The 19,422-nt window shown below is 39.3% G+C and carries 18 protein-coding genes; 16 read left to right on the forward strand and 2 right to left on the reverse strand.

Going from position 1 to position 19,422, the window contains the following annotated elements; genetic code table 11:
• Positions 1 to 146 precede the first annotated feature (146 nt).
• From ACFQZ9_RS08100 to htpG, 3 genes are all read left to right on the forward strand, one after another.
• Positions 147 to 407 carry a transcriptional regulator SplA domain-containing protein gene (locus ACFQZ9_RS08100; protein WP_498943151.1) on the forward strand — a complete coding sequence of 87 codons (261 nt, stop codon included), beginning with the start codon at positions 147 to 149 and terminating at the stop codon, positions 405 to 407.
• Positions 400 to 1,428 carry a spore photoproduct lyase gene (gene splB, locus ACFQZ9_RS08105; protein WP_498943153.1) on the forward strand — a complete coding sequence of 343 codons (1,029 nt, stop codon included), beginning with the start codon at positions 400 to 402 and terminating at the stop codon, positions 1,426 to 1,428. Before ACFQZ9_RS08100 ends, splB begins: the two co-directional genes overlap by 8 nt.
• A gap of 153 nt (positions 1,429 to 1,581) precedes the next feature.
• Positions 1,582 to 3,462: an Hsp90 family chaperone protein gene (gene htpG, locus ACFQZ9_RS08110; protein WP_498943155.1), complete on the forward strand. Its 1,881-nt coding sequence runs from the start codon at positions 1,582 to 1,584 to the stop codon at positions 3,460 to 3,462.
• 14 nt (positions 3,463 to 3,476) lie between these two features.
• Here the strand turns inward: htpG and ACFQZ9_RS08115 are convergent, their stop codons facing one another.
• The gene (locus ACFQZ9_RS08115) at positions 3,477 to 3,884 is read right to left on the reverse strand and encodes a hypothetical protein (RefSeq protein WP_498943157.1); all 408 of its coding nucleotides are present in this window, start codon (positions 3,882 to 3,884) and stop codon (positions 3,477 to 3,479) included.
• Positions 3,885 to 4,114: 230 nt separating this feature from the next.
• Here ACFQZ9_RS08115 and ACFQZ9_RS08120 point away from each other — a divergent pair, with 230 nt between their 5' ends.
• The 12 genes from ACFQZ9_RS08120 (at position 4,115) to ACFQZ9_RS08175 (ending at position 17,359) form a co-directional block, all read left to right on the forward strand.
• A complete protein-coding gene (locus ACFQZ9_RS08120) occupies positions 4,115 to 5,374 on the forward strand; it encodes a cation:proton antiporter (protein ID WP_498943159.1) in 1,260 nt (419 codons plus the stop codon).
• A 59-nt stretch (positions 5,375 to 5,433) separates the two neighbouring features.
• A complete protein-coding gene (locus ACFQZ9_RS08125; RefSeq protein ID WP_498943161.1) occupies positions 5,434 to 5,820 on the forward strand; it encodes a PepSY domain-containing protein in 387 nt (128 codons plus the stop codon).
• Positions 5,821 to 5,899: 79 nt separating this feature from the next.
• A complete protein-coding gene (locus ACFQZ9_RS08130) occupies positions 5,900 to 6,409 on the forward strand; it encodes a DUF2680 domain-containing protein (RefSeq protein ID WP_498943162.1) in 510 nt (169 codons plus the stop codon).
• A gap of 133 nt (positions 6,410 to 6,542) precedes the next feature.
• Positions 6,543 to 7,103, forward strand: a complete 561-nt coding sequence (locus ACFQZ9_RS08135) for an NADPH-dependent FMN reductase (protein WP_498943164.1) — start codon at positions 6,543 to 6,545, stop codon at positions 7,101 to 7,103.
• Between the two features lie 151 nt (positions 7,104 to 7,254).
• Positions 7,255 to 8,445, forward strand: coding sequence for a branched-chain amino acid ABC transporter substrate-binding protein (locus tag ACFQZ9_RS08140; protein WP_429745207.1), 1,191 nt, complete (start codon positions 7,255 to 7,257; stop codon positions 8,443 to 8,445).
• A 79-nt stretch (positions 8,446 to 8,524) separates the two neighbouring features.
• Positions 8,525 to 9,511 (forward strand): branched-chain amino acid ABC transporter permease, encoded by a 987-nt coding sequence (locus tag ACFQZ9_RS08145; RefSeq protein WP_198309719.1) that lies wholly within the window; start codon positions 8,525 to 8,527, stop codon positions 9,509 to 9,511.
• Positions 9,512 to 9,519: 8 nt separating this feature from the next.
• Positions 9,520 to 10,815 carry a branched-chain amino acid ABC transporter permease gene (locus ACFQZ9_RS08150; RefSeq protein WP_198309720.1) on the forward strand — a complete coding sequence of 432 codons (1,296 nt, stop codon included), beginning with the start codon at positions 9,520 to 9,522 and terminating at the stop codon, positions 10,813 to 10,815.
• Between the two features lie 3 nt (positions 10,816 to 10,818).
• Positions 10,819 to 11,595, forward strand: coding sequence for an ABC transporter ATP-binding protein (locus ACFQZ9_RS08155; RefSeq protein WP_498943167.1), 777 nt, complete (start codon positions 10,819 to 10,821; stop codon positions 11,593 to 11,595).
• Positions 11,596 to 11,605: 10 nt separating this feature from the next.
• The gene (locus tag ACFQZ9_RS08160) at positions 11,606 to 12,307 is read left to right on the forward strand and encodes an ABC transporter ATP-binding protein (protein ID WP_198309722.1); all 702 of its coding nucleotides are present in this window, start codon (positions 11,606 to 11,608) and stop codon (positions 12,305 to 12,307) included.
• A 326-nt stretch (positions 12,308 to 12,633) separates the two neighbouring features.
• Positions 12,634 to 14,055 carry an amino acid permease gene (locus ACFQZ9_RS08165; protein ID WP_498943169.1) on the forward strand — a complete coding sequence of 474 codons (1,422 nt, stop codon included), beginning with the start codon at positions 12,634 to 12,636 and terminating at the stop codon, positions 14,053 to 14,055.
• Between the two features lie 250 nt (positions 14,056 to 14,305).
• Positions 14,306 to 15,697: a purine-cytosine permease family protein gene (locus ACFQZ9_RS08170; RefSeq protein ID WP_498943171.1), complete on the forward strand. Its 1,392-nt coding sequence runs from the start codon at positions 14,306 to 14,308 to the stop codon at positions 15,695 to 15,697.
• Positions 15,698 to 15,730: 33 nt separating this feature from the next.
• The gene (locus tag ACFQZ9_RS08175) at positions 15,731 to 17,359 is read left to right on the forward strand and encodes an amidohydrolase (RefSeq protein WP_498943172.1); all 1,629 of its coding nucleotides are present in this window, start codon (positions 15,731 to 15,733) and stop codon (positions 17,357 to 17,359) included.
• Positions 17,360 to 17,397: 38 nt separating this feature from the next.
• Here ACFQZ9_RS08175 and ACFQZ9_RS08180 read toward each other — a convergent pair whose 3' ends face one another.
• Positions 17,398 to 18,699: a helix-turn-helix domain-containing protein gene (locus tag ACFQZ9_RS08180; RefSeq protein WP_498943174.1), complete on the reverse strand. Its 1,302-nt coding sequence runs from the start codon at positions 18,697 to 18,699 to the stop codon at positions 17,398 to 17,400.
• A 223-nt stretch (positions 18,700 to 18,922) separates the two neighbouring features.
• Here ACFQZ9_RS08180 and ACFQZ9_RS08185 point away from each other — a divergent pair, with 223 nt between their 5' ends.
• Complete coding sequence (locus ACFQZ9_RS08185; RefSeq protein WP_498943176.1) at positions 18,923 to 19,420, forward strand: flavin reductase family protein; 498 nt, start codon at positions 18,923 to 18,925, stop codon at positions 19,418 to 19,420.
• Positions 19,421 to 19,422: the final 2 nt, after the last annotated feature.

A 19,422-nucleotide genomic window follows, 5' to 3' on the forward strand; every position in this document is an offset into this window, starting at 1 on the left:
GTCTATTTTATGAGGTTTAGAAATAGATTATGAAGTAAACTTTTATAGATATTTTCCAATTAACCTAAAGCATTTTTAAGCAGAGGGATGCAAACTCTATTCATAAAGACTCATTCAAATAAATCATAATGAAAGGAATTGAGTAGATGTCTCCATCCGAATCATTTCAACCCGGGCAAATTGTCTATGTAATCATTCGAAACCCTCACGCTCAGGATGTGGCCAATGTCCAAGAAGCTGCTGTTGTCCAAAATCCCGAATCACCTGAGAATCTATCGCTTTTTCTATATGATACCTATTATCCTTTAACAAATGAGGTGGCCGCCTATCATACCGCAGACGAGGCGGAAATGGCTTACCGTGAAGCCTTCGGATTTTCAGAAGAAACGGAGACTTATTTTGGTTAAGCCCTTTGTTCCCCAACTCGTCTACGTGGAACCTGGTGCACTTGAATACCCGCTTGGGAAACAATTAATGGCAAAATTTGAGGATATGGGAATCGAAATCAGACAGACCACATCACATAATCAAATTCGAAACTTACCCGGGGACAACGATTTTCAAAGGTACCGAATGGCCAAATCGACCTTAGTAGTCGGGGTTCGTAAAACCTTAAAGTTCGATACATCGAAGCCTTCTGCCGAATACGCGATTCCATTTGTAACGGGGTGTATGGGTCATTGCCATTATTGTTATCTGCAAACGACGATGGGAAGTAAACCGTATATCCGTACTTATGTAAATTTGGAGGACATTTTTGAGGCAGCGGAAAATTATATGAAGGAACGGGCACCCGAACAAACCCGATTCGAAGCATCTTGTACATCTGATATCGTTGGGGTAGACCATTTAACCCATACTTTAAAGAAAGCGATTGAATTTTTTGGAGAATCGGAATATGGGAAACTTCGCTTTGTGACCAAATTTGCCCATGTTGATCATCTCCTCGATGCTAAGCATAACGGCCGGACCCGCTTCCGCTTTAGTATAAATGATGACTATATCATTAAAAATTTTGAACCGGGTACCTCGAGATTACCGGAGAGAATTGAGGCAGCGAAAAAGATAGCAGGGGCGGATTATCCATTGGGTTTTATCATTGCCCCAATTTATTTGCATGAAGGATGGAAAGAGGGCTATAAAGAAATGCTCGAAAAACTCGAAGCAGAGCTGCCGGACAAAGCCAAAAAGGATTTAACCTTTGAAATGATTCAGCATCGGTTTACAAAGCCGGCTAAGAATGTCATCCAAAAAAACTATCCGATGACAAAATTGGAGCTCGATGAATCCAAACGTAAATGGAAATGGGGCCGGTACGGGATTGGCAAGTATGTTTATACCAATGAAGAGCAAGAGGATATTAAGGATACGCTTGGCAGCTATATTAACACTTATTTTCCCGAGGCAAAAATTGAATACTTTACGTGATGAAGGAATCCTGAAGGGTTCCTTTTTCACGATGTTTAGAAGTTGACGAAACCAATTAAATATGTTATTAAATTAATGTGTTAGCACTCCTAATGATAGAGTGCTAAAATAATGATATAATCTAAAATATTCCCCTTGGAAGGAGCAATTTTGATGGAAACCAAACAGTTTCAGGCTGAATCGAAAAGATTATTGGACATGATGATTCATTCCATCTATACACAAAAGGAAATCTTTTTAAGAGAGTTAATTTCTAATTCCAGTGATGCGATTGATAAAATCTACTATAAAGCATTAACAGATGAGAACTTAACGTTTGATAAGGACCGCTACTACATAAAAGTAGCCGCTGATAAAGAGAACAGGCTGCTCAAAATCACAGACACAGGTATTGGAATGACAGCGGAAGAGCTTGAGAATAATCTTGGAACGATTGCCAAAAGCGGTTCATTAGCTTTTAAAACAGAAAATGAATCAAAGGATGGCCATGATATCATCGGACAATTTGGTGTTGGATTTTATGCTGCTTTTATGGTTGCTGATGTTGTTACAGTGATCAGTAAGGCATTAGGCAGCGACCAAGCGTATAAATGGGAATCAAAAGGTGCGGAAGGATACACCATCGTCCCAGTTGAAAAAGATGAAGTTGGGACTGAAATTATTTTAAAAATTAAAGAAAATAGCGAAGATGAAAATTACGATGAATTTTTAGAAGAATACCGCCTAAAAACCATCATTAAGAAGTATTCAGACTTTATCCGCTATCCGATTAAAATGGATGTAACCTCAAGAAAACTTAAAGAGGGCAGTGAAGATGATTACGAGGATAATGTAGAAGAACAAGTCATCAACAGTATGGTTCCAATTTGGCGGAAGAATAAAAGCCAGTTAACGGATGAAGATTATCAGAATTTTTATTCTGAAAAACATTACGGCTTTGACAAACCGCTTAAACATATCCATATCAGTGTAGACGGGGCTGTAAGATATAATGCAATTTTATATATTCCGGAGAAAACCCCATTTGATTTTTACTCACCGGAATATGAAAAGGGCTTAGAACTATACTCAAATGGCGTGTTAATCATGAACAAATGTGCTGATTTGCTTCCGGACTATTTCAGTTTTGTTAAAGGAATGGTGGACTCTGAGGATTTATCGCTTAACATTTCCAGAGAAATGCTTCAGCACGATCGCCAGCTTAAGCTAATTGCAAAAAATATAAATAAGAAAATTAAGAGTGAGCTGCAAAGCTTATTAAAGAATGAACGTGAAAATTATGAAGAATTCTATAAGTCCTTTGGCAGACAATTAAAATTTGGTGTGTATAGTGATTACGGCATGCACAAAGAAGAATTGCAGGATTTATTATTATTCTACTCTTCTAGAGAGAAGAAAATGGTGACCTTAGATGAGTATGTATTAAGAATGCCTGAGGATCAAAAATATATTTATTATGCATCCGGTGAAACCATTGATAGAATTGATAAACTGCCACAAACAGAATTAGTTGCAGATAAGGGCTATGAAATTCTCTACTTCACTGATGATATTGATGAATTTGCCATCAAGATGTTAATGGCTTACAAGGAGAAAGAATTCAAATCCGTTTCTAGTGGTGATTTAGGAATTGAATCTGATGAGGATAAAAATAACACCGAATCAGAGGAAAAGGAAAATAAAGAGCTATTTGAAGCGATGAAAAAAATCTTAGCTGACAAGGTGAAAGATGTTCGGATATCAAAACGGTTGAAGAGCCATCCTGTTTGTATCACAAGCGACGGGGAAATCACCTTGGAAATGGAAAAAATTCTAAAATCGATGCCTGGTAACCAAAATGTAAAGGCTGACAGAATTTTAGAAATCAATGTTCATCATGAGGTATTTACTTCACTCAAAGAAGCTTTTGAAAAGGATCAAGAGAAACTATCGCTATATACCAATCTTTTGTACAATCAAGCATTGCTCATTGAAGGGCTGCAGGTTCCTGATCCTGTAGAATTTACAAATGATATTTGCAAAATTATGGTATAAATAGAGAAGAGCTGTCATGATGGCAGCTCTTTTTTTAGCATTCTTACACTTCCTGTTGCATGATAGTGAAAATAATTAAAGATCTCCAGTTGATAGCCTGTACCATTTGGAACCGTAAACGTATAGTTAATACCTTCCTCACCGGAGTCCCCGTAGAAAGTTACACTATCAAAATATTCAATTGAAGTGCCTAACTTGGTGATTTTAACAATTGAATACTTAATGGGTGAGTACTCATCGTGAGTGATTTGAATTCCATGAATCGTAATGGTTTCATTATGGACGGCAAACTTTGAACTGAAGAAAAACGGAACAGCTATCCCGAGCCCCCATTTTAATCCCCCATCTTCTTCCTTGTCCTTTTTAAATCCCCCCTTGAAAAGCTTGTATAATCTGCGAAAGTACGACCCTTCCTCTCCCATTGGTCTCTCTCCCTGATTGAAATTAAAGCTATTATATTATTTGCATCCAATAAGAGAAAAGGAACGGCATTCTCCCAAGCACGTCCAAAATTTTTCCATCCTGCCTATTTTTAGACAAGTCGCTTCCATTCAATTGGAACAAGCATATCATGTAGTGCAAAAACCATTTGAATCGGAGCGTTTTAACTATTCAATGAAAAGAGGCTGACAGTATTTATGGAGGGAGATAAATGTTTACAATCGAACAAATACAGGTAAGCCATTTTTTGTTCGCAATGGGCTGCCTGCTGGCGTTAGCGCATATTCTTGGCTACCTTTGTGAGCGGATCTATATTCCGAGGGTAATTGGGGAAGTTGGAGCGGGAATTATCCTTGGACCTAGTTTATTAGGCTATTTTTACCCTCAAGCATATCAATGGCTGTTCCACGGATTTCCATTGGAGGATCAATTATTCGGGCTCATTTATCAAATCGGTTTAATTCTTTTGATGTTCGTGTCAGGATTAAAATTTCATACTGAATTTGAGAAGGATGATTTAAAAATTACCTCTGCTATTACGATCGGGTCTAGTGTCCTTCCGTTTATTATTGGATGGGTGGTTACAAGTTTTATTGACTTAAATAAATTTGTCGGCACAGCTAATGATTTGCTGGCCCTTAAATTAGTCGTTTGTATTTCGATTGCAGTCACTTCAATCCCTGTTATTTCTAAAATTTTTATCGACCTAGGAATCATGAAAACAAGATTTGCAAAACTTGTTGTTATTATTGCCGGTCTGCACGATATCCTGCTTTGGGTAGTATTGGGTGTAGCGACAAATCTTGTTGCCCATCATAGTAACCAATTATCCTATAGTGATGTTCTTTTAAGTATTGGAACGACTTGTTTGTTCTTATTGGGAATTCTCTTTGTGTTAAGAGTCCTTTTTAAACATTTAACCATGAATGACCGAAACATATTTTTCCGGTCTTCAAACCTCGGTTATGTTTTAGTCATTCTGTTTATCGCTTGTGTACTGGCTTATTTTTTTCACGTCGAAACCATCTTCGGGGCCTTGCTGGTCGGGATTGCGGCAAAGCTTTATCTTCCGGGGACGGTCTCTGAGAAGATCGAAGAAGGTGTTTCTAATTTATCCTTTTCTTGGTTTGTGCCTGTTTATTTTGCAACAGTGGGGCTTCAATTGGATTTAGCCAAGTCGTTTGATATTTATTTCTTTATCGAATACTTATTAATTGCTACCTTTATTCAAATGACGATTGTTTACTTTACCTGTCGATTAATTAAGCTTAATTCTCTGACAAGCTTAAACTTTGGCTTCGCAATGAATGCAAGGGGAGGCCCAGGAATTGTTTTATCGACAGTAGCTTTCATGTCAGGGATTATCAATCAGGAGTTTTTTGCAATACTAGTTATGCTTGCCCTTGTTACTTCCTGGATGACAGGAACTTGGCTTAGATTTGTAATTAAAAACAAATGGGATTTAATGTGACAAATGAATAAATTTCATACTCTTACACAAGATATAAAAAACTAAAGGAGTGTGAGAGTATGAAAAAAATAGTTCTCTTACTGGTTTTACTATTCCCAATCAGTTTTGGCAGCTTTCAGTTTGTCCATGCGAAAGAAACGGGGTATCTGCAAGCCCAAAATAAGGTGATCTCTGAAAAAGAAGCAGGGGATATTGCTTTAACAAAAGTAAAAGGTGAAATTGTTAAGGTTGTCCTTGAAGAGGATGATGGAAGATCCGTTTACGAGGTAAAAATTAAAAGTGCAGGCATTTTTTATGAAGTTGAAATCGATGCGAAGACAGGTAAAGTTTTAGAGGTAGAAAAAGAGGGGTCTTCTAACGGTGATGATGATCGTCATGGTGACGATGACCACGGTCATGACCACGATGACGATGGACCTGGTGACGACGATCAGGGAGAAGACTAATAGAAATTTTAAAAAAGCTGCACGTCATAATTGATGTGCCGTTTTTTATATTGAGAAAATTACTTATAGGAGAAAATTAATGATTAAAAAATACGTAATTCTTATATTTTTTCTCTTTAGCTTTTTAGCACCAGGGTATCATTCCTACGCTGAAACAAAAAAGGTAGAAAAGAATAAAGAAATGGAAAAGGTTGTACCGGGTCCTAAAAAAGAGAAGCTTAAGGAAATAGAAGAAAATAACGATTCGGATAAGGAAACAGAAGAAAAGGGCGATTCGGAAAAGGAATCTGATGGTGAAAAAAAAGATAGTGAAAAATGGGATTCGGATTTAACCTGCACCAAGGATATAAAATATACTTTGGCACAAAAGCAGAGTCTCGACCAAATCTATCACCGTATTTATATGGATTATATCAGTTTGATTGAAACATATGCCTGGGCAGGTGCCCTAACCCAAGATGAAAAAACTCTACGTTATAACATGTTAAGAAACTACATACTTACCTTTCAAAAAAGAAACTACAAGTGGTGCAGTGAATTCGAGGAAGATGAATGGGAAGAAGAATGGTTTAACAGTGATAATGATTAAGAAACATTTAAGGTACAATTCAAAATAGGGATGGACCTTAAATAGAGCAACTTTTTTGACATGATGACCTTTTTTTACGTAAGCTTAATGAGTTGTAACATACAAGTATTTAGTTGACGGGGAGGAAATAACTGTGAAAGTAGTAGCAATCGTTGGAAGTATTCGGAAGGAATCGTATAATCTTAAATTGGCGAAATATGTACAAAGAACCTATAAGGACAGCTTTGACCTTGAAATTTTAAATATTCGTGACCTTCCTCATTATGATCAGGATATCGAATTAAACCCGCCTCAGGTGGTATCTGACTTTAAGAAGAGAGTAGCCGCGGCAGATGCCGTTCTTTGGGTTACTCCGGAATATAATTATTCGATTCCTGGGGTATTAAAGAATGCAATGGATTGGTTATCCCGGGTGGATAAAGTAATGATTGGTAAACCATCATGGATCATGGGTGCAACAATGGGGACGCTCGGAACTGTTCGTGCTCAGAACCATTTGCGTGATATTCTCTTCTGCCCGGGTATTGGTTCACTACTAATCCCAGGAAATGAAGTCTATGTTGCCCAGGTTCAAGAAAAAATGGATCAAGAAGGGAACCTTACCCACGAACCAACCATTAAATTTTTGGATCAGGTGGTAAATAACTTTATTCAGTGGTTTAACCAACAAAAACAGCTTTGTTCCACAAAATAATTTTAAAAAACAACACCGTTGAAGCGGTGTTGTTTTTTATTTGATTATTTTTTCAAAATAATGGAAAATGAATAATTTGTCCTATTTTTGATTCTGACCCATATACATATAGAGGGCTTGTTTTTTATATAAAAAAAGGGGAGGGTCAACATTGAAGTTAAAGAAATCTTTAGCGTTATTGTTAACAGGAGGGTTGGCGGCAAGTTTATTTTTAGCAGGCTGTAGCTCAAAGTCAGGTGACGACGGAAAAAGTAGTTCAAATTTAATCAAAATTGCCACACAAACACCACTTTCGGGTGGAAGTGCGACCATTGGGGAAGCTATTAAGCTGGGTGCCCAGCTTAAATTGGACGAAGAAAAAGCAAAGTTTAAAGAATTAGGCTATAATCTGCAGCTAGTTCCTTATGATGACCAAGGAGATCCGAAAAAAGGGGTGGCGAATGCCCAATTAATTGGTGCCGATAAATCAATTTTAGCAGTTGTCGGTCACTTTAACTCAGGGGTTGCGATTCCATCATCTGAGGTCTATGAAAAATATGCGATTCCTATGGTATCACCTGCCAATTCTGCAGTTGAAGTAACTAGCAGAGGATTAAAAACGGTCAACAGAATTGTAGCCCGTGACGATTTCCAAGGGCCAGCTGGTGCGGAATATGCAGTGAATACCTTACATGCGAAGAAAATCTTTATTGTTCAAGATAAAACAGCTTACGGAACAGGTCTTGCTGAAGCCTTCAAGAAAGCTGCAGAAGAAAAAGGCGCACAAATTCTTGGCTTTGAAGGAATTACCGTTGGTGAAAAAGATTTTAATGGAGTCCTTAACCAAATTGTCTCCAAAAAACCGGACCTCGTTTATTTTGGTGGTATCTATGCTGAAGGCGGTTTGTTAATCAAACAAGCACGTGAAAAAGGCATTAATGTTCCATTCATGGGCGGGGATGGACTGGATGCGTCCACACTTGTTGAAATTGCCGGTGACGCGATTAAAAATACCTATATTACTTCACTTGCTGGGGATTCAACGAAATCACCAGAAGGTCAAAAGTTTATCGAAACCTATAAAGCCAAATTTAATAAAAACACAGAGTCCTATTCCGTATATGGTTATGACACGATGGGCGTTGTTTTAAAGGGAATTGAGGATGCGATTAAATCCAATAACAACAAAATGCCTACTCGTGAGCAAGTAAGAGATGCAGTCCGTGGTGTCCAGGATTACCAAGGTGTGTTAACGAAGGTTAGCTTTGATGATATCGGGGACAACAAATATGCAAAAGTGTTTATTTATAGCTTTAAAGAAGCGAAATATCCGGCAGAATTTGTTGGTGAAGTGAGTAAATAAGGGGAACAGATTGAAAAGGGTACACTTTAGGAGGAGAGTGCCCTTTTTTCTTCTATATTTTGGGACAAGGAGGTTTACTATGCTGAATGAAATAGTCCAGACAATTCCGCAGGTGCTGATTGATGGACTTACATTAGGGGCAGTCTATGCTGTTATTGCATTAGGGTACACAATGGTTTATGGAATATTGGAATTAATTAATTTTGCACACGGGGAAATTTTCATGTCCGGTGCTTTCATGGGAACAGCCATTCTGCTTGTGTTAACGGGAATGGGCTGGGTCTCAGCCGTACCGGCCATTGTTATGTTAATTACGGCACTTCTTTTAACAGCTCTGTTAACGGGATTACTAGGAATGGGAATTGAACGAGTAGCCTACCGGCCACTTAGAAATGCGCCACGGCTAATTCCGTTGATCACAGCAATCGGGATTTCCTTTTTATTGCAAGATATTGTGAGATTCATAGCTGAATTAAAAAAGGGAAACTATATTGTAACGGGTCCAAGTATGTTTACCCACCAGCTATCGATTAAGGCTTCATCGATTAGTTCCATGTTTAACGATGCGAATATTAAAACTTCTTTTGTAATTGTCCTTGTCACGGCCGTGATCATGATGATTGGACTTGACTTATTTGTCAATCGTACAAAATGGGGTATGGCGATGAGGGCAGTGGCACAAGACCGTGAAACCGCTTCGTTAATGACGATTAACGTAAACAAAGTGATTTCGATGACCTTTTTTATCGGGTCTGCACTTGGTGGGGCAACTGGCGTCTTATTTGCTGTGCAATACGGGACGATTGACCCTTATATTGGTTTTATCCTCGGTTTAAAAGCATTTACTGCCGCTGTTTTAGGTGGTATTGGAAATATCCGCGGTGCGATGCTCGGTGGTTTATTGCTGGGGGTACTAGAAATGTTTGCATCTGCCAATTTAACGCTGCTCTCCGGTGGTGTCTTCGGGGCGGAATATAAGGATGTTTTTGCGTTTATCATTTTAATCATCGTATTACTGTTTAAACCGGAAGGCCTATTAGGCAAGCCGGTCACTGAGAAAGTGTAGGTGAGAAGATGAAAACTTTATGGAACAACTATAAAAATAATAAAATTTTCCAGGGAATCTTTCTTCTCATTTACATTGGCGTCACATCTTTAAGTTTATTTTTAGCCCAGAAGTCAGTCATTGCATTCTTACTGCTGCTAACCTCCCTATTACTCTTATATTTTACGAATTTTAAGAATCTCACGAAATGGTTGATTGCAGGGGTTGTATTGGTATTTCTCCTCCCATTCACCGCTAGTAATGGGGATGCGTATCAATCCTATATGGAAGTTGCCACACTGGTTGGAATCTATATTTCCATGGCTCTTGGATTAAATATTGTCGTTGGAATGGCAGGACTTCTAGATTTAGGGTTTATCGCCTTTTTCGCGGTTGGAGCTTATACGTATGGGATTTTTGCCACTGCACAGGCTAACAATTTTATGCCATTTGGGCATTTCCCGCTTTCGGGGGAAAGCTTTTGGTTCTTTATTATCATTGGCTGTTTAGTCGCGGCATTGTTTGGGGTGCTGCTCGGGATCCCGGTTCTTCGCGTAAAAGGGGATTATTTAGCGATTGTTACCCTTGGGTTTGGAGAGATTATCAGAATTATTTTTAATAACCTGGATCGCCCGGTTAATATTACAAACGGTGCCATGGGCCTTGCCTCTGTTACCCCGCCGCGTCTGTTTGGAATTGATTTTCTCTATCCAAGCCAATTTTATTATGTGGTTCTCGTCATTTTGTTGTTTACGATTTTTACCGTTCGCCGTTTCGAACACTCAAAAATTGGCCGTTCTTGGAAGGCGGTTAGGGAAAATGAAATTGCCGCACAGGCGATGGGGGTTCCGTTAGTTCGGACGAAACTGATGGCGTTTGCGATTGGAGCTTCTTTTTCAGGGATGATGGGGGTTGTTTTTGCCGCAAAACAAGCCTTTGTTGATCCGACCAGCTTTACACTGCTTGAGTCGATTACGATTTTAGTTATGGTTATTTTAGGTGGGATGGGAAGTGTTCCAGGGGTAATTCTAGGTGCAGCAGTAATGACCATTCTGAACCTTCAAGTATTAACAGAAGTGACGAATTGGCTGAATCAGTTAAGTTCGACGGGGGTCATTTCGATCCCAGATGCTCTTTCCCCTTCAAAAATGCAGCGGATGATTTTCGGTTTACTGTTAATCCTCTTTGCATTATATCGACCCAAAGGGCTATTGCCCGCTAAAAATCGTAAATATAATGAAAAAGAATTACGTGATGGAAGCAAGGAAACAAAAACTGCGATCACCCCTGATCCATCACAGCTTGAAAAAGCTCAGGAGGTGTAAGGAATGTCCATTTTAGAAGTGAAAAACTTAACGAAAACCTTTGGAGGTCTAACTGCGAACAATGATGTATCGATGGCTGTTGAGAAAAATTCGATTACGGCAGTTATTGGTCCGAACGGTGCCGGAAAAACAACTTTTTTCAATATGATTACGGGCGTTTACCAGCCAACATCTGGTTCCATTTTACTGGAGAATGAATCATTAGTTGGATTAAGGCCACATGAGGTGTGTAAAAAGGGAATTGCCCGGACCTTTCAAAATATCCGCTTATTTAATGAGATGGCTGTCCTTGAAAATGTTTTGGTTGGAATGCATACGCATTTAAGGGCAGGCCTCCTTGGGATCTTATTTAATCTTCCCGGGATACGCAAGGAAGAGAAGGTTTCCGAAATAAAGGCCTATCAATTATTGGAATATGTAGGGCTGGCAGATTTGCTAAATGAAAAAGCCTGCAATTTAAGCTACGGGGCGCAAAGAAGATTGGAAATTGCAAGGGCTCTTGCTGCAGGTCCAAAGGTCCTTTTATTAGATGAACCGGCAGCAGGGATGAATCCAAAGGAAACTAAGGAACTAACCCAGCTGATTAAAAAAATGAGAGATGAATTTAATCTCACCATCATTTTAATCGAGCATGACATGAAGCTTGTAATGGAAATCTCTGAGCATATCGTGGTGCTCGATCACGGGGAAAAAATTGCAGAAGGAAAGCCGGAGGACATTCGGAAAAATCCAAAGGTTATCGAGGCCTACCTTGGGTCAGGTGCCGTTCATGCCGGATAGGGGGAAAGAGATGCTTCAATTAAATAATGTTGAGACCTTTTATGGCGGGATACAGGCTCTAAAAGGGATTGATGTTTCAGTAAATAAGGGGGAAATCGTCACCCTGATTGGCAGTAATGGGGCTGGTAAATCAACAACCTTAAAATCCATCAGCGGACTGGCGAAAGTAAAGACAGGAAGTATTGTGTACAATGGAACGGATATTTCGAATAAACCCGCTCATGAAACAACTTTGTTGGGGATTGCTCATGTTCCAGAAGGCAGAAGAATCTTTCCAAGACTTTCTGTAAAGGAAAACCTGTTAATGGGGGCATTCTCCGTTAAAAACAAAAAGGTGATTGAGCAAAGAATGGAGAAGGTGTTTCATTATTTTCCGAAACTAAAAGACCGGCTCGAGCAAAAGGGAGGAACCATGAGCGGTGGTGAACAGCAAATGCTTGCCATTGGCAGAGCTTTAATGATGAAACCCGATTTACTCATGCTTGACGAGCCCTCCATGGGTCTTGCCCCCATCATCGTCGAACAAATCTTCGAAATCATCAAAGAACTCAACGAAGAAGGCATCACCATCTTGCTCGTCGAACAAAACGCCTACCAAGCCCTGCAAGTCGCCCACCGGGGCTACGTCATCCAAACCGGCGAAATCAAACTCCAAGGAAACGGCTATGACCTAATCACAAATGAAGAAGTGAGAGAGGCATACTTAGCTTAAAGATAAATCGACATAATTCGGGCGGTGCCTGTCACCGCCCGAATTATGTCGATTATTTATTTTGAAAATTGTTGACTTTCATTATATTTTTACTTTAGTTCGCTATTATTTTACCACTTTACCAAACTAAAATATCGTAGTATAATTTTTCACGTAATCAATTAGCTGAGGTGATTAAGTATGATGATAACAATTAAATTTGAATGCCATTCGATGAACTACCACCATCGTTATCATCATCATTCTTGTTGATTGTTAACTCTATGACCACTAATGAAACTGCATAATAAATTTGAGAGTAAACTTACAAGAGAGGAATTACCATCATGGAAAATAAAAAATGGGGATTATGGATATTAACAACCTTTGTTGTTGGGAATATGGTTGGCGGGGGCATTTTCATGCTTCCTAGCAATATGGCGCAAGTGGCTAGCCCTTTTGGCTCAATGGCCGCTTGGGGAATCACGGGTTTAGGCGTATTATTTATCGCACTTGTTTTTGGGAATTTGTCTACTAGAAAACCAGAATTGAAAGCAGGTCCGCAAAGCTATGCGCAAGCGATGTTCTCATCACCGAAGGCGGGACGCATTGCGGGTTATAGCATGGCATGGGGATATTGGGCAGCAAACTGGGCAGCAACTGCCTCAGTCATCATTACATTTGCGGGGTACTTATCTACATTCTTCCCGATTATGCAAAGTTCAAAAGTACTTTTTACTGCAGGATCTTTCTCACTGGAATTGGGTAAATTCATTAACTTCATGGTTTGTACGGTTATGCTATGGGGCATTCAAGCGATTTTATCCAAAAGCTTCAATGACGGCGGTAAATTGAACTTTATCGCAACTGCTGCAAAAATAATCGGGTTCGCCTTATTCATTGTCATGACTTTGTTTATTTTTGACGCTGGAAACATTGGTAATGGGAAGGAGTTCATTGATAAAGCAGGCAAGTCCGTTTTATTTGGCAGCCAAATCAATTCTGCCGCGATTTTAACCCTTTGGGCTTTTATTGGAATTGAGTCAGCGGTGATGTTATCAAATCGGGCAAAGTCGCAGAGAGATGTAAAAATGGCAACCATTATTGGTTTAATTATTTCGCTTGTAATCTATATTGGAATCACACTTTTAACGATGGGTGCACTGCCTGTAGAAGCGTTAAAAACTTCACAAAAACCGCTAGTAGACGCACTAGGACAAGTAGTTGGTTCCGGCGGCGGAAAAATCATGGCCTTGCTTGCTCTTGTTTCACTATTTGGGTCAACTGTCGGCTGGATTGTCGTCAGCTCTGAAGTCCCATATCAGGCGGCAAAAGATCAATTATTCCCAGCGTTTTTCGCGAAAACGAATCGGAAAGGCAGTCCAATTAATTCATTAACCTTAACAAATATAATGACACAAATCTTTTTGTTCTCAACGATTTCCGGTACGATTTCTGAAGCCTATAATTTTGTCATTGTCGTCGCAACTCTAGCCTATTTGATTCCGTATTTGGTATCGGCGCTCTATCAATTAAAATTGGTCCTTACCGGTGAAACCTATGACACGATTAAGGGTTCAAGGGTGAGGGATGGTGTGATCACTGTTTTAGCCTTGGTTTATTCACTCTGGGTAATTAAAACAGGTACAGCGGACATGAAAACATTCTTTTTAGGAATTGGATTATTTGTAGCGGGTTTGGTTTTATATCCGTTTGTGATGAAGAAGCGGAATGTGATGGAAAAAGTAAAGGAAACAAAAGCAGCTTAATAATAGATTTCAAAGCAGGATGCCTATTGGGGGCATCCTGTTTTTTTATTAATAGTAGATAAATTTATAGAAAATTTGTAAAATTAAAAAATATTATTGACGAAGGTTTTCGCTATCGATATGATTATAATAGGAAAATATCCATAAGTGTTCCATAAATAAGAAAGGAGGGGATTGGATGTAGAAAGAACCCACCAGTAAATTTACTTCACTTCGTTGGATTCATTTAATAATAAGGGGCTGATATTACTTGAAAATTGAAAACCATTTCATTGACTTTATTCCTGAAGAGGAAAGGCATGGAAGTGTCCGAAATCTATTTTCAATCTGGTTCAGTGCGAATATGCATATTCTCACGATTGTCACCGGGGCTCTTGCAATTGTATTTGGACTAAATCTCTTTTGGGCAGTGGTTTCAATTCTACTAGGAAACCTAATCGGGGCTATCTTTATGGCCACACACTCCGTTCAGGGACCCAATCTTGGAATCCCGCAAATGATCCAGAGCAGGGCCCAATTCGGTATTATCGGGGCAATCATCCCGCTTTTAATTGTCGTCGTCATGTATATTGGATTTTTTGCAAGTAATGCTGTTGTCAGTGCACAGGCGCTATCAAGTGCTTCTTCAATTCCAATCAATATTGGAATTTCTCTTATTTGTATTACAGGGTTTATGATCGCCCTTTATGGATATGATTTAATTCACAAAATTGTTAAGTATTTGACCATTGCCTTCACCGTCGTATTTTTCTTTGTAACGATTGCAGCCTTTGGTCTAGACCTTCCGGCTGGAAGTTGGTCACCAAGTGAATTTAAGCTTGCACCATTTTTATTAGGTGTGAGTGTTTTTGCTGCATGGCAATTGTTATACGCGCCCTATGTTGCGGATTATTCCAGATATCTTCCTTCTAAAACATCTTCATCAAAAACATTTTTCTACACTTATACCGGAACCGTAATCGGTACGGTTTGGATGATGGTTTTGGGGGCTGTATTAGCTACTGCGATACCAAAATTTTTAGATAATCCCGGGAAAGAAGTCTCCCATCTTTTAGGACCTATTTTTGTTCCGATTATTTATGCGATTATCATTATCGGACTTGCCGCTATCAATGGACTAAATCTATATGGAGCGTTTATGTCCATTACCACCATCATAGAAACCTTCACAAAATTAAAGGGTACCATTCAAACAAGATTTTGGCTGATGCTAAGCTGCTTAATTTTATGCGGCGGGCTTGCCATTTGGGGAAATGGGGACTTTCTAAATAATTTCACAAACTTAATTCTTTTCCTTTCCTACTTCATGTTCCCATGGACGGCCATTAATTTAATTGATTATTATTTTTTGAAGAAAGGCCATTATAATGTTACAGCTCTCTTTGATTTAAATGGCCAATATGGAAAAATTAACTGGATTGCCGTTGGAACTTATATTATTACAATCCTATTGGAAATTCCATTTATCAACAGCTCTTTTTTTGTTGGCCCGCTTGTTGATAATTTAGGTGGAACCGACCTGGCATGGATTGTCGGGCTATTTGTACCAGTCCTTTTGTATTATTATCCTATGAAAAAATTAAAATCAAAATCTGTTTCGAACGAGCTTGATGCAAATGAACAATTGACAACTCGCATTTAATATAGCCTATTTTATAAAGGAGTTAAAAGACAAATGATACACGCAGATATAATTATATCAAGCAATTCTGTATTTACAGGCTTGGCAGATAAGCCGGAACCTGCATCCATTGCAATCAGGGATAATAAAATTATCGGCATTGGCTCAATGAATGAAATGCAGCCACTTATAAATGAAAATACGGAAATCTATCAATTTGAAGATGAATTGGTCATGCCGGGTTTTCATGATTTTCATCTTCATTTAATGATGGCCGGGCTGCAATTGGTTAGTGTCGACCTCACTTCAGTTCGTTCTGAGGAGGAAGCAGCTAAAAAAGTATCTGAGTTTGCTCAGGAGAATCCTGATGAAGAATGGATTATTGGGATGCAGTGGGATTCAAGTTATTGGGGTCCACAGCAAATGCCGACCCGACACTCACTTGATCAAATGATCCCGGACCACCCTGTGTTTTTATTACATGCGGAGGGGCATTTTGCCTGGCTCAACAGCAAGGCACTTGAGGTATTACAAATTAATGAGTATACACCGGATCCCGAATTCGGCTCCTATGAAAAAGAGAATGGTAAATTAACGGGGATTTTATATGAAAATGCTGTAACTACCGCTTCCGAAAAGGCATTAAATTTTTCAAAAGAAAAAAAATCCCGGATTCTAGAAAGGTTTATGGAGGAGGCGGCTAAATATGGGATTACGTCCGTAAATGATATGTTTGCGCCATTTGATGAAGTTCTTCGGGATTATCAGCTATTAAAGGAAATGGATTTGAATGATCGTTTATCGGTACGAATCCATTTGACCCCGGAAATAAAGGAAGATATAACCTTTGCACAAAAAATGGGAGTAGAGTTAAACTCCGGCAAATTAAAATATTCCGGTTTAAAAGGATTCCTTGATGGGGTAATAACTGGGTACACTGCTTTGTTGTTAAAACCATATGAAGATAAACCGGGTTTTTGCGGTGAACCTGCAATGCCGCCTGAAAGGGTAATCAATTGGGTTGTGAATGCGGATCGGCAGGGGCATCGGATTCGTTTTCATGCTGTCGGGGATGGAGCTATCAGGCTTGCGCTTGATGCATTTGAAGAGGCACAAAAAATAAATGGGAAACGTGATGCGCGGCATACAATTGAACATATCGATATTATCGACCCAAATGACATTCCTCGGTTTAAAAAACTAGGTGTGATCGCTTCCTTTCAGCCGGACTTAATTGCGATTGTAGAAAGGGGAGTATACGAAAAACTTGTTGGTAAACAACGATTAGAATATGTTTACCCGATTCAAACCTTCCAACAGTCAGGAGCTCAAATTGCTTTTGGAACGGATACACCGATTGCTCGTTCCCTCAATCCTTTAACGCAAATCTATTCAGCGGTGACTAGAATGGATAGCAGCGGTGTGACGGTATGGAATTCTAACGATTGTATCTCCTTATCGGAAGCATTGAAAGCCTATACAATTGGACCGGCCTACGGTAGTTTCAGAGAGCATGAACTTGGGACATTAGAAGTGGGAAAGCTTGCTGATCTAACCATAATAGATCGCAATATTTTTGAAAAACCAATTGGAGAATTATTGGAGACAAAAGTTAAAATGACGATTGTCGATGGGAGGGTAGTCAGCAAAGAGATGAAATCTTCGACTACCAGCACCGTTTAATACTATAAACAAGGACCTTCCGAATGGAAGGTCCTTCGTTATTCACTATTCACATAATAAATTTTTCTAGGTCTGCCCTTTGATGTAGGTGCCTCTTCTCCGATGATTTCCGCAATTCCCTGTTCGACCAACCCGTTAAGGATCCTTCGGGCATTTCTCGGTGTCATCTTCAGCCAATCTGCGATATTCGCAGCAGTAATCGAGTTTGTCCCTAAACGTTTTTGTACAGATATAATCTTATTGAACGTAGTAATGGTGATTCCGCTATCTTTCAGTTTATCGCTCATTTCCTTGTTATCCGTTCGATAGCTGTATGTAATATTTTCCCCTTCTATTAAAGGTCCTTCGATGGTTCCGTTTGTATCTACTAAAAAGGCTGAGAAGGTGCCATAATTTTGGGCATGATTTAAGGCTAATCTGGCATTCTCCTCTGCGGCAAGTGCAGAATCCCCATAGCCAATGCCGATATTCGCAGGTAAATCGGTTATTAAAGCCAATTCCTCCAGTAGGGAAGGTATTTGTTGCCGTGAATCATGTAAAGAACCTCTCGTTGAAAAAATCATAAACGTACCCACACCAATCGACATAAACGATCCTGAAATGGATTCGGAAAAATTTAAAACGGCTGACTGTAATTCCAAGTTCAAGCGATGAAGATCATAGGACACAGTGTGGAAATCGGATTTTTTCTCCATTCTTTGTATTTGGATCAGTAGCGAAGCAATTTGTGACTGTTTAAAATGCAGCATCTCCCACTGCTGAATCGCCTTCTTCAAGGTTTCGCGAATATTGCTCCTAGTCGGCGTCACACGATAGGCAGGGATGCCTTGAGAACGGAGAGTCTCATAGATTGAGTATAGGCAGGTTACACATAAGTTAACTTTTCCATTATTAAATAATTTTTGATGAAAGGCCAAAAGATCCTCGTGAGGAGTGTCGTGTAAGTATTCGTGAACATAAACCTGATTGCTTGATATTCCTAAATCACGGTAGGTTTCATTCACATCACGTTCAGTCAGCATATCAATACTTACCCGTTCAAGACTTGCCCCGTCCTTATAACCGATTTCAACGAGGGTTTTGGTTAAACTCGCTCCATCCAACCCCAGGAAAAAAAACGGCTGATTCGTTCCGCTTCTTTGCGCAGCCTTATAAAGACCGGGTCCTGCAAAAATCCATAAATCCGTCCGATGTTGATTTTGCTGTAAGATATTTGTTGCTTCTTCCATATTTTGATAGGTAAAAGGAATTGCCTCAATTTGGTTACTGTATTCAGCTGCAATGTCGCAGATTAATTGGACAAAATCACTTGGTCCTACAATACCGGCTCTAGGTTTCAAAAAAGTCACCACCAATTCATGAACTAAATATATTTTCCAAGTAGTTACATTATAGCAATTCAGCACACCATTCGTAACTATTAATCATTTTTGCAAGAATATCCCCAAAAAACGAAAAGAATTTTTTGAAAATTCAATTGACAATCATTTCTAATATTTGTATAGTGTTAATAAGGGAATACATTGGGAATATTTCCATAAATGATTGAAGGAGGAAAATGGATTGAAGGGAAACGAACTTTTGCCTTTAGTAGATAAAGAGAGATTTAGAAATGTCATTGGTCATTTTGCCAGCGGGGTGTCCATTATTACCGTTAACCATAATGGAGTGGATTTTGGAATTACGGCAAGCGCGGTTAGCTCACTAGCGTTAGAACCTCCGATGCTGCTCGTTTGTGTCAACAAAAGCACAGGAACTTGTCACGCAATTTCAGACGAAGGATCCTTTACTGTAAATATTCTTGCCGAAAATCAAAAGGAATTGGCCTTAAAATTTGCTAGAGCAAATACGGACAAATTCAATGGTGTTTCCTTTAATTATGGAGAGCTTGAAAATCCCATTTTAACTAACACGCTTGCGCAGCTAGAATGCAGGGTTGTCGAAGAAGTAACAGGGGGAACTCATTCCGTATTTCTTGCGGAGGTTCTGAAAGCGCATGCCGAAGAAGGTGAGCCGCTCGTCTATTTTCGAGGAAAATTCGGTCAATTTTTGGAAACATAATA

Source organism: Neobacillus sp. GCM10027624, assembly GCF_042675345.1.
Taxonomy (GTDB): domain Bacteria; phylum Bacillota; class Bacilli; order Bacillales; family Cytobacillaceae; genus Neobacillus; species Neobacillus cucumis_D.